We start from the raw sequence: 10,495 nt of genomic DNA on the forward strand, positions 1-10,495 counted from the left end.
CCTAGTTCGTAGTAACGACTTCAGTCGTTCTCTTGTCCTAGTTCGTAGTAACGACTTCAGTCGTTCTCTTGTCCTAGTTCGTAGTAACGACTTCAGTCGTTCTCTTGTCCTAGTTCGTAGTAACGACTTCAGTCGTTCTCCCCTTTGTCATCAATCCCAAAATTTCATTACTTTTACTAACTCATGCTTAACCCGGAAACGACTGAAGTCGTTACTACGAACAATCATGCTTAACCCGGATAACGACTGAAGTCGTTACTACAAACACTTATGCTTAACCCGGATAACGACTGAAGTCGTTACTATAAACACTCATGCTTAACCCGGAAACGACTGAAGTCGTTACTACGAAATGAAGAGAACGATTGAAGTCGTTACTACAAACGGGGGACTGACAGCTAAATAATAATTAAATTCCTCCAATAAATCGATTAGGACTTAAAATATTATCTGAATCAAACTGCTGCTTAATCTTTTGCATCACCTCAAGCGCATTTCCCTGATACCCCCAAACATCAACCTGATTTTTAACCGCAATTGGTGCAACCATTACACTCAAAAAACCTCCTGAAGATTGACAGAATTGCCGCATCGATAAAACCGACTCTTTCACCGTCCCCTCCGCAAAGCGCAACCAACCCAACCCACTACTGACATGAATTTGACCCAATCCACTGCCATCAGAAAGTGCCGCAAATTTGGATAAAGCTGCCACCGCTTCTGTAGGACGTATTCCTATTTTGCAGGCGATCGCCTCTTCTGTGCCATCTGGTTGCATTCGTTCTCTCAATCCTTGCCATAAATCCGCCTCGTCCTTCTGAGTATGACAACTCCCCTTCAATCCTAACGTTTCCCCCACAGCCATCAACCTGGCCGATTGTTCTTGCACACTTTCTGCTACACTTTGGAAGCGCACTAGCAATCCCATCTCTTCCCCTCTCCCCAATTGTTTCACCAATCCAGGGGACAACAAATCCGCTGCTGTTGGAGTGAGGGCCGAAGCGAGTAAAGTTTGACTAGCAGAGGCGATCGCAGCCGTATCCCCGGACAACATCACCGTACCCGATGCCTCCGGTTGAGGATAAACTCGAAATGTGACTTGACAAATCATCCCCAATGTGCCGTAAGACCCGGTGAATAACTTCATCAAATCATATCCCGCCACATTCTTGACCACGCGACCCCCTGCCTTCGCCATCTCCCCATCCGATCGCACGAAGGAAACCCCCAACAGTTGATCTCGCACTCCCCCATACCGTTGCCGCCAACTGCCAGTATCTGCGGTGGCAACAATTCCTCCCAAAGTCGCGCGATCGCCATAAGCGGAATCTAAAGCCAAAAACTGCCCCGAATCAGCGAGAATCGATTGTAACGTGGCTAAACTCATCCCCGCTTCCATCGTCACCGTTAAATCATTGACAGCGTGTTCAATGAGGCGATTCAGACGTGCGGTACTCAAAATTACCTGCACCCCCGAGGGAACTCCACCCCAATCGATTTTACTCAAGGACCCTGCTGGGACAAAGGCACAGCGACTGGCAGCAATAGCGGCGATCGCCTCAGCGAGTTGAGCTTGAGTTGAGGGATAGGCAATGCAATGCGGCAGGGAAGACTCGGGAAAAGCGCGACAGAGACGCTGTTGAGTAGGCGAATCCAGACTATCCCACTCGACAACACCATCGGAACCAAGAATACTGGATAAAGTTTGGGCGATCGCTGACATGATAGAAGGTTGAACCCTAGGACATCTACTTACTATCTTTGCACTCTCCCATCTAAATTTTAAAAACTAAAATTTATGACCGTTTTTGCTAAACTCATTGGACAACCCCAGGCTGTTGAACTGCTGAATCAGGCAGTGTATCGCGATCGCATTGCACCCGCCTACCTCTTTGCCGGTGCTCCCGGTGTGGGTCGCAGTTTGGCAGCGCGTTACTTCCTGGAACTCCTCCTCACCGCCAGAAATCCTAGCGCCACCCCTGCCTCCACCCGCAAACTGGAAAATCACCCAGATTTACTCTGGATAGAACCCACCTATCTGGATAGAGGCAAAATGCTCACCGCCACGGAAGCGGCAGCAACCGGATTTAAGCGCAAATCCCCCCCGCAAATTCGCCTCGAACAAATCCGTCAAATCGGGGAATTTTTGGGACGCCATCCTTTAGAGGCCCTCCGCAAGGTGGTGGTCCTAGAAGAGGCACAAACCATGAAAGAAAGTGCTGCCAATGGATTGCTCAAAACCCTGGAAGAACCGGGACGAGCGAGTATTATTTTAATTGCACCAGGAATTGATTCTCTCCTCCCCACCTTAGTTTCCCGGTGTCAGCGCATTCCCTTTTATCGCCTCACCGATGCACAGATGGGGGAAGTTTTGGCAACGGTGGGATACCCGCAAATTTTGGAGAATCCGGCGGTATTGGCAATGGCGCAGGGGTCTCCGGGAACGGCGATCGCCTGTTGGGAAAAACTCCAGGAAATCCCTGCCGAACTTCTGGAAAAACCCCTGAAACCCTCCCTCTCTACCAAACAAGCGTTAGAAATTGCCAAAGAAATCGATCGCAGTCTCGACACCGAGTCCCAACTCTGGCTGATTGAATACCTGCAACAGGCGTATTGGTTATCCTCCCAACAACGCGGGACCTTCAACGCGAATCCCCTCCATCTCCTCGATCGCGCCAGACGCTATCTGCTGAGTTACGCCAGTCCCCGCTTAGTGTGGGAAGTCACTCTCATGGGGATGAAGGGATGAGGAATCCAGATTTTTGGGGGTTGGCACAAAATGCTTGTGCAAGCGGGCAACCTCTGCTAAGATGAACTTATGCGGACGTGGCGGAATTGGTAGACGCGCTAGATTTAGGTTCTAGTGTCTTTGATGTGGGAGTTCGAGTCTCCCCGTCCGCACTCTATTATGAGTAAGAGTTTACAGCTTAGAGCAAGTTGTAAACTCTTTTATTTTTGGAGCTGCTTTTTTGGCTTTCATTAAATCTATGATTGACAATTTGAAATTTGAGCAAACCTAGACTATAGTCACTTACAAAATTCTCTGGATAAAAAACTGTGGCGGCAAGCTGATGAAGAGTCGCAGATCAGGATAAGCGCTCCAAAGTTCGATAGAACCTCAGAACTATTCTTTAGAGAAACCCAGCTCAATTGTTATTGCTTTTTCAATTTTACTCCAATATTCATCCTCTAAAACTCCCTGTTTTTTCTTGATCCGTTGAGCATCTACTGCTCTGATTTGGCTTAAATTGATATAGCGATCGCCATCCAATCCATTTTGTAACGTTGGCTTCACATTAACAACAAAAGGATATTTTTTACTTCCTGGCAATAAGGGAGCAATAATTGTAGTTGCTCCCTGTTGATTCCCAATATCATTTTGCAAAATCAAACAAGGACGCTGTTTATCAGTTTCCCTCCCAACAACTGGCTGAAGATCCACCCACCAGATTTCGCCTCGTTTATAATTTAAAATTCCGTTAGGCATTTAAACCATCGCTCACAGTAACATCCCAAGCTAAGACCTCTTGTTGAAATTCTGGGTCATTACTTTGTTCTCGATAAGCATCGGCAAGCTCTCTAATTAACCGCTGCTGTTTTTCTTTTAAAAGAATCTCATTAATAAACCGGCTACGGTTATGCCCGGGTGCCATTGTGTCTACAAATTTTAAAACTTCATCGTCTAGGGTGATGCTAACTTTTTTGCTCATAGTCTAACTTTTAGGGGCTGGTAGCATTAATTTATCATACTAGCTAATCTTACCCTAATTGTCAAGAGGTTATGGGATGCGATATGACAGCCATATTTCTTACTGTAGGACTTACGCAATATTTACTACTATTAAACCCTAATGTAGAGTTGATTCGCGAATCAACTCTACATTAGGGTGCAGCTATACGGAAACGTTCTTAACTCCCTATATTTCTACCCTCTTCGGTTAAACTTGACCCGCAATCCATCCCGAGGAGAGGGGGTGGGGACGGTGACTAATTCTAAATTTTGGTCTGGCAACAATTCCCAGTCATAACCCTGGACTAAATGGGTTCCGAATACCCGCAAGACTAACATTGCAAATGCCTTCCCTACACATTCTCGCGCACCTCCGCCAAACGGGATAAATCCAAAGGGTTTTTGCTTCTCTTCCACCCGTTCTGCACTGAAGCGGTCCGGGTCAAATTCTTTGGGATTCGGATAAATGGAACTATCTTGATGGGTTGTATTAATCTGATACCAAACCATCCAACCCTCGGGGATTTGATAGTCATTAAATTCACAAGATTGGACCACTCTGCGAAAACCTCCGCCTACGGGGGGAATTAATCGCAGGACTTCTTTGATAACCTGTTCTAAGTAGGTCATTTCTTTGAGCATCTCCATCGTTAGCGACCCGGTAAATCCGACTTTTTCCTGTTCTTCTCGCAGTTTGGTGATGACTTGGGGATGTTGTGCCAACAAGAGACAGAAGGAAGAAAGGGAGGAGGTTAGGGTTTCATGACCGGCAAAGAGGAGGAGCAATACTTGGTCTTTGAGTTCATCTAAGGTTAATCCATTTCCATCTTCATCTTTGGCGGCTAAAAGTAACCCTAGCGCATCATTTTTGGGTTCAGTTTCTTGTTGACGGCGGCGGACAATTTCTTCGATTTTTTCCAGCAGCAAGGTTCGGCAACGCAGGGCTTTTCCAAATGGGGTCCAAGGGAGATTAATGGGAATCGAAAATAATCCTTCACACCAGGTTTTAAAAATTTGGCTGAGATAGGCGGTTTCGGACCCGGTTTCTGTGCCAATTAATAAAATGCTGGCAATGTCAAACATATAGGTTCTAAGTTCGGGATACCAGGTCATTTCTCCGAGGGTTTCCCATTGTTTGAGATAGCGATGGGTGAGTTGTTCCATGCCAGGAAGGTATCCGGCGATCGCCTTGGGAAGAAATGCCTGCGCCATTAATCGCCTTCTACTGGTATGTTCATTGCCGCTTTGAGTGGCGAGGGATTGGGGACCAAGTAAGGTGCGGGTACTATAAGGCCAAGTGGCGCTAAAATAGCTATTGTCATGGGTGAATAGAAAGCGATTCGCTTCAGCACCACTCATCATCACAGTGCGTTGTCCGAAAATGTTGGTTTTGTACACTAACCCATATTTTTGGTTGCGCTTGTCGTTGAAGTCGGCATCGCGCAAAAAGCTCAGGGTTTCGCCAATGACGGGTAATCCGAATGTTCCGGGAGGGAGGGGAAGCGATCGCAGGGTCTCGTTGGAAGTCATGAATGTGTCTGTCTCGAAACTACTCCCCCTCTATTTTGACACTTGAGGACGGGAAAGTGAAACCAGACCCAATATTTTTAGGTGAATTGATGACCTTTCCCGCCTCATTTAGAGTTAGGGAGTAGCGGTCGAAGCAGGTGGGGTAATATTAATAAAAGGCAATGCTCCGTCACCCCCCATCACCATTGGAAACTGTCCATTCCACTTTTCAATTGCTTCTTTTTGAAGAATCGATGGAGTCAGGTTTTCTCGTAACAATCGTTGAGCTTCGGCTTGACCTTTGGCCCGATTAATATCAGCAATGGCTTCTTGTTCGGCTTTTTGGGCAATAAATGAGGCTCGTCTGGCTTCTTGTTCTGCAATTTGTTTGGCTTCAATGGCTTTCGCAAATTCGGGAGAAAATTCGATGTTGACCAACGAAATATCATCCACTAAAACGCCATAAGTAGCCAGCCGTTCTCGAATATCTCTATCGATTTCTGCTTTTAATTCCCCGCGTCGCGTGATGATTTCTTCGGCATTGTTTTTAGCGGTTGCCGCTTTAACGACTTCAGAAACCGCAGGGGAAATAATCAGGTTGACAATTTGAGTTTCATCGCCAATGGTCTGATAAACCGTATTCACTTGGGTGGCATCCACTCGCCAATTGAGGGCGACGTTAATGGTCACATACTGTAAATCTTTAGAAGCAGCATCGGCTTTGAGTTCGTCTTTTTGGACTCGAACGCTGAGGGTTTCCACGCGAGTGACAATGGGTACAATTCCGTGGATACCTTCATCCAGGATGCCTTCCTGGACTTTTCCAAATTTCATGACGACGCCGCGTTCCCCGGCATTAATAATTACAAAGGGCTTTAAACTGGAGGCTAAGATTAACAAGAAAATCGCCCCAATCACGGAACCGGCAATCCAAAAGATGGTCTTGGATTCGTAAGAAACACTGGTTTTAGCTGGCATTTTGATTTACCTTGATGATGTGGAAATGTGCTGTTCTTCGGAAACACCCCATCCCGAACTTTTATGAAATTTTTCTTAAGTTGTTAAGAAGTTAAGTCCAGATGGGTCTAGGGTTGACTTTGATGCTCCCAGGGACTTACTGGCTATTTCTGTCCGTCCCTCAAAGCTCGATCCAAATTGAGTGACTCTTAAAATGTTAAACCGTAATCAAGAAGATTGTCCCAAAAGTAATAAAATGTTATGAAAATTGAAAAGCCCCAAAGTTGGCCGCAGACGGTGGAAGAGGCGAAGGCGATTCAGGAAGAGTTACGCGGACAGGTGATTGTGGAAGATGACTTGCCAACGGTTCGATATGTGGCGGGGGTGGATGCGGGATATCAGGAACAGAATAAGTTAACTCAGGCGGCAGTGGCGGTGTTAAGTTTTCCGGATTTGCAACTCTGCGATCAGGCGATCGCCCGTTGTCCGACTCAGTTTCCCTACATTCCCGGATTCCTCTCGTTTCGCGAAGTTCCAGCGGTTTTGGAGGCCCTGGAACAGTTGTCCATTGTGCCGGATTTGTTACTCTGTGATGGTCAGGGATTGGCTCATCCGCGTCGGTTTGGGATGGCTTGTCATCTGGGGATACTGACGAATCTCCCAGCAATTGGGGTGGCGAAATCCCGCTTTATTGGCACCCATGACCCATTATCCCCGGAACGTGGCAGTTGGCAACCGTTGCGGGATCGGGGGGAAACGGTGGGTGCGGTTCTGCGATCGCGCAGTCATGTCAATCCGCTTTATATTTCCATTGGTCATCGAATTAGTTTACCCACTGCGTTGGATTATGTGCTCAGGTGCACTCCCCGATACCGACTCCCGGAAACAACAAGGATCAGCGATCGCCTCGCTTCGAGTTAGGAAAATTCCCCAGTGCGATCGCGATCGCACTCCGGACCGATTAATATCACTGCCTGGTTTGATCGAGATCGCACCTAGAAGGTTTAGGCGATCGCTGTGCCGTTGGACTTTTTAGGAGATAATAACAATATTCAAAAAGCGATCGCTGTTAATCATAAGCGATGGGAGGGTTCTGCCATGACAACTCATTTCCAATCTATTGATTCCCCCAATCATGCTCACGGAAATCGGGACGCAGAACAACTGATTTTTCATCAAAATTTGCAAAAATTTAGTAATCGCGTCAGTATCCTCAGTAGTTTAGCAACGGGTGGAAAAATTTCTTTAGAAGATGCTTTTGCTAAAATGAATACCCTATGGGAGGATTTGAGTGAGACTTTTCCCTAGGACAATCCGGATAATTTTCCAGTGAAGCGCCCCTAGAAGGCCCTTGACCCCTAGCCCCTACAAATACAGCTTGAAAGGGCAAGGGTTCAAGGGTTCAAGGGGTGCGACTGAAGGGACAAGACTGCTGATGTTCAAAGAGGAATCGGAGGCGATCGCCAGCAAGTATGAAGATTCGTTAAACCTATTCCATCAAGGGAGATAACCCGGTACAGTTTCAACAGAAGCGATCGACCGGAACACAGCTTAGAGCATCGGGACCCGGTGGAGAAGATGACACTCTGCGGGGTTTTTTGCCCTCATAGTGGCCTGAACTCAATCGTTTCTGTGCAGAAGTAAAAAGCGCTGTGAACTCCCTGACCCTTTCCAGGAAGCGGAGAAGGGATAAGGGATTCGTGGAATGGTCTGATTCTATACTTGCCGCTGTATCGAAAAACGCTAGATAATAAAGAAATCTTCCCAAGTCAGGGACGGGGAAAACAGGTGCTGCTACTATGGAAACTTGCGATCGCTATGCATGAACTAACCCTAAAGTGGATTGAAGCCGGTGAGTTTAGAACTCAAACCTTATGGGATAAGCAACCGAGCAAACATCCCGGGACCGTCCGGATCGGTCGCGATCCGACTCGCTGCGATATCGTTTTGCTCCATCCGACTGTCTCTGGGTTGCACGTTGAAATCTTTTATGACTCCCTGAAAAGTCATTTTTATTTGAGAAATCTTCGACCTAGCAATCCTTCTAAAGTAGATGGGCAAATTTTAGCCCAGGGTGAGACGATGTTAACCCAAGGAAGCATAATATGTTTGGGACAAGTCAAACTCAAAGTGATTGCGATTGACCCTCGCTTCTCCCGGACTGTCGCCATTTCTAGCCCAGAGGATGATGATAGCGCAGCCTCCATCAGTCAACCCCTGCGCCGTCGCCTTCCTCGCAAACCGCTTCCCACCTATGGTTTAAAATGTCCCAATTGCCAGAAGATTTCTCCGAATAAACTCCTCGATTTTGGTTGTCCCTGGTGTGGCACCTCGTTGGACTCTGCGAATAGCGTTGTGATGTCCACTCATGCGGATTGAGGGGAGAGAAAAGAGGTCATAGAATGGGGTCCCTAATGCTACCATAACTCGGAAACTTTCCCTGTGAAACCTCTGTGAAAAAATCTGAATCTCCCCTGAATAGCATTTGGCTGTTTCTGATGGTAGGGTCTACCGTGGTTGCAGCAATGCGTGGGACTCTGCCGGAACTGACAGAAGCGGCATTTGAGTCGGCAGCGAATGCGGTTACCTTGGCGATCGGGTTAATTGGCGCTTTAGCCTTGTGGTTGGGAATTCTGCGGGTGGTGGAAGTGGCGGGAGTCATGGAGGCGATCGCCCGAGGGATTCGTCCCTTGATGATCCGACTGTTCCCCGATATTCCCCCGGATCATCCCGCCATGTCTGCCATTATCTTAAATATCTCCGCCAATGCCTTGGGGTTAGGGAATGCCGCCACTCCCATTGGGCTCAAAGCGATGAACGAACTAAATCGCCTGAATCCGGACCCTGGCACTGCCACCAATGCCATGTGCTTATTTTTAGCCATCAACACCTCCTCGGTGACCATTTTACCCATTGGGGCGATCGCCGTGCGCGCTTCCGCTGGGGCCAGCAATCCGGGGGCCATTATTATCCCCTCAATTGTTGCCACCCTTGCCTCAACCACCGTGGCAATTCTGGCGGCTAAATTTCTCGCACATCGGAATCGGGACTCCGATCCAAATCCCCCCGTAATCGTCCCAGAATCCGACTCGGACACCCCCTCAGAACCCGCAGAATATGCCCAACCCGTTGAACCTTTAGAACCCCCGGGACTGGTGGGACGCTTGTTTTTTGGAGGGTTAATTGTGCTATTTTTTGGGGCAATTCTTTATCGCTTAACTATCGCTGGAACTGCCGGATTAGCAAGCACCCAAATCATTGAAGCAATTTCTAATGGGTTGTTACCTTTAGTGATTTGTAGCTTCCTCTTGCTTGGCTATTTTCGGGGCGTGAAAGTCTATGAAGTGTTAACCGAAGGTGCCAAAGAAGGGTTTGATATTGCCGTGAGAATTATCCCATTTTTGGTAGCAATTTTTGTGGCGATCGGGATGTTTCGCAGCAGTGGCGCATTGGATGTGATGACAGCAGCGCTATCCCCCGTCACCAACTTGATTGGTATGCCACCGGAAGCCTTACCAATGGCGCTCATTCGTCCCTTATCTGGGAGTGGCGCATTTGGGGTGATGTCGGAAATTGTAGAGAATGACCCCGATGGATTTTTGTCTTATCTGGTTTCAACCATGCAAGGTTCCACAGAAACCACCTTTTATGTGATGGCAGTTTATTTTGGAAGCATTGGAGTGATGCGGACGCGCCACACCTTACCTGCTGCTCTTTTAGCCGATGTGACGGGCATTCTCACTTCTTTACTAATTTGTCATCTCACATTTTGAAGAAAACCCACACCCTGAAGGATTCTGTTGGCTAATCACATGGGGGGTATTACCCCCCAAGCAACATTCGACTAGAATCAGAAAAAGTGGAGCGACGGATATTGAGCTTTAAGAACAGCAAAAGCGCTCGGGCGACGCAGAACCTTAAAGGGTTTTGTCCACCACTCAAACAAACGACTTACATTCATAGCTGTGGCTATTACTATATGCTGTAAATGGGTTTTGGCTAGACCCGAATAACGCGAGCGACGTAAATCAAATGCCCTTACCCCTTGGCTGATGGTGGCTTCACAACCAGCACGAAGGGCGTAATCTTGTTTAAACGCCTCGGTAGTTTGACGATGCCTTGCCTCAATTAACGCATAGTGTTGCTCACGGGGTCATCAGGAGCCGTGTAAAAATAAGTTGGTCAATTACGACAAGACTCGGGGCTTAATGATATAGTTCCATTCACCTCTCCAAGAGTGGCGCTCAATAGCAATAGAATTAAAGTCTTGATCCGCCACTTTGATTCCTATTTCGTAGC

The 10,495-nt window shown here is 47.4% G+C and carries 12 protein-coding genes, 1 tRNA gene and 1 pseudogene; 7 read left to right on the forward strand and 7 right to left on the reverse strand.

The window, feature by feature from the left end; translation table 11 throughout:
- The coding region (locus NG833_RS16535; protein ID WP_254566388.1) for a hypothetical protein at window positions 1-250 on the forward strand (250 nt) is incomplete at its 5' end.
- Between the two features lie 159 nt (window positions 251-409).
- Here NG833_RS16535 and NG833_RS16540 read toward each other — a convergent pair.
- Window positions 410-1,723, reverse strand: a complete 1,314-nt coding sequence (locus NG833_RS16540; protein ID WP_254566389.1) for an FAD-binding oxidoreductase — start codon at window positions 1,721-1,723, stop codon at window positions 410-412.
- Window positions 1,724-1,798: 75 nt separating this feature from the next.
- On the opposite strand from NG833_RS16540, the gene NG833_RS16545 reads away from it, so the two are divergent.
- Entirely contained in the window at window positions 1,799-2,749 is a 951-nt protein-coding gene (locus tag NG833_RS16545; protein WP_254566390.1) for a DNA polymerase III subunit delta', read from the forward strand.
- Between the two features lie 71 nt (window positions 2,750-2,820).
- Window positions 2,821-2,901 (forward strand) — tRNA-Leu (locus NG833_RS16550).
- A 223-nt stretch (window positions 2,902-3,124) separates the two neighbouring features.
- Here the strand turns inward: NG833_RS16550 and NG833_RS16555 are convergent.
- From NG833_RS16555 to NG833_RS16570, 4 genes are all read right to left on the reverse strand, one after another.
- Entirely contained in the window at window positions 3,125-3,487 is a 363-nt protein-coding gene (locus tag NG833_RS16555) for a type II toxin-antitoxin system PemK/MazF family toxin (protein WP_254566391.1), read from the reverse strand.
- Window positions 3,480-3,710, reverse strand: coding sequence for a hypothetical protein (locus NG833_RS16560; RefSeq protein ID WP_254566392.1), 231 nt, complete (start codon window positions 3,708-3,710; stop codon window positions 3,480-3,482). Before NG833_RS16560 ends, NG833_RS16555 begins: the two co-directional genes overlap by 8 nt.
- 215 nt (window positions 3,711-3,925) lie before the next feature.
- Window positions 3,926-5,260: a cytochrome P450 gene (locus tag NG833_RS16565; RefSeq protein WP_254566393.1), complete on the reverse strand. Its 1,335-nt coding sequence runs from the start codon at window positions 5,258-5,260 to the stop codon at window positions 3,926-3,928.
- A 114-nt stretch (window positions 5,261-5,374) separates the two neighbouring features.
- Window positions 5,375-6,217 (reverse strand): prohibitin family protein, encoded by an 843-nt coding sequence (locus tag NG833_RS16570; RefSeq protein WP_254566394.1) that lies wholly within the window; start codon window positions 6,215-6,217, stop codon window positions 5,375-5,377.
- 240 nt (window positions 6,218-6,457) lie between these two features.
- Here NG833_RS16570 and nfi point away from each other — a divergent pair, with 240 nt between their 5' ends.
- The 4 genes from nfi to NG833_RS16590 all read left to right on the forward strand — a co-directional run bounded on the left by nfi (window position 6,458) and on the right by NG833_RS16590 (window position 9,969).
- Window positions 6,458-7,117: a deoxyribonuclease V gene (gene nfi / locus NG833_RS16575; RefSeq protein WP_254566395.1), complete on the forward strand. Its 660-nt coding sequence runs from the start codon at window positions 6,458-6,460 to the stop codon at window positions 7,115-7,117.
- Window positions 7,118-7,213: 96 nt separating this feature from the next.
- A complete protein-coding gene (locus tag NG833_RS16580; protein ID WP_254566396.1) occupies window positions 7,214-7,504 on the forward strand; it encodes a hypothetical protein in 291 nt (96 codons plus the stop codon).
- Between the two features lie 480 nt (window positions 7,505-7,984).
- The gene (locus tag NG833_RS16585) at window positions 7,985-8,575 is read left to right on the forward strand and encodes an FHA domain-containing protein (RefSeq protein ID WP_254566397.1); all 591 of its coding nucleotides are present in this window, start codon (window positions 7,985-7,987) and stop codon (window positions 8,573-8,575) included.
- A gap of 74 nt (window positions 8,576-8,649) precedes the next feature.
- Window positions 8,650-9,969, forward strand: coding sequence for a nucleoside recognition domain-containing protein (locus NG833_RS16590; protein ID WP_254566398.1), 1,320 nt, complete (start codon window positions 8,650-8,652; stop codon window positions 9,967-9,969).
- Window positions 9,970-10,046: 77 nt separating this feature from the next.
- On the opposite strand, the pseudogene NG833_RS30980 reads toward NG833_RS16590, so the two are convergent.
- A pseudogene (locus tag NG833_RS30980) lies at window positions 10,047-10,328 on the reverse strand (transposase); the annotation flags it as partial.
- A 54-nt stretch (window positions 10,329-10,382) separates the two neighbouring features.
- Window positions 10,383-10,495, reverse strand: a 113-nt coding sequence (locus NG833_RS30985; RefSeq protein WP_375293919.1) for a hypothetical protein, incomplete at its 5' end; no start/stop codon positions are given.

It is taken from the genome of Oscillatoria sp. HE19RPO (assembly GCF_024220515.1).
In the GTDB taxonomy this organism is placed as follows: Bacteria; Cyanobacteriota; Cyanobacteriia; order Cyanobacteriales; family Laspinemataceae; genus Laspinema.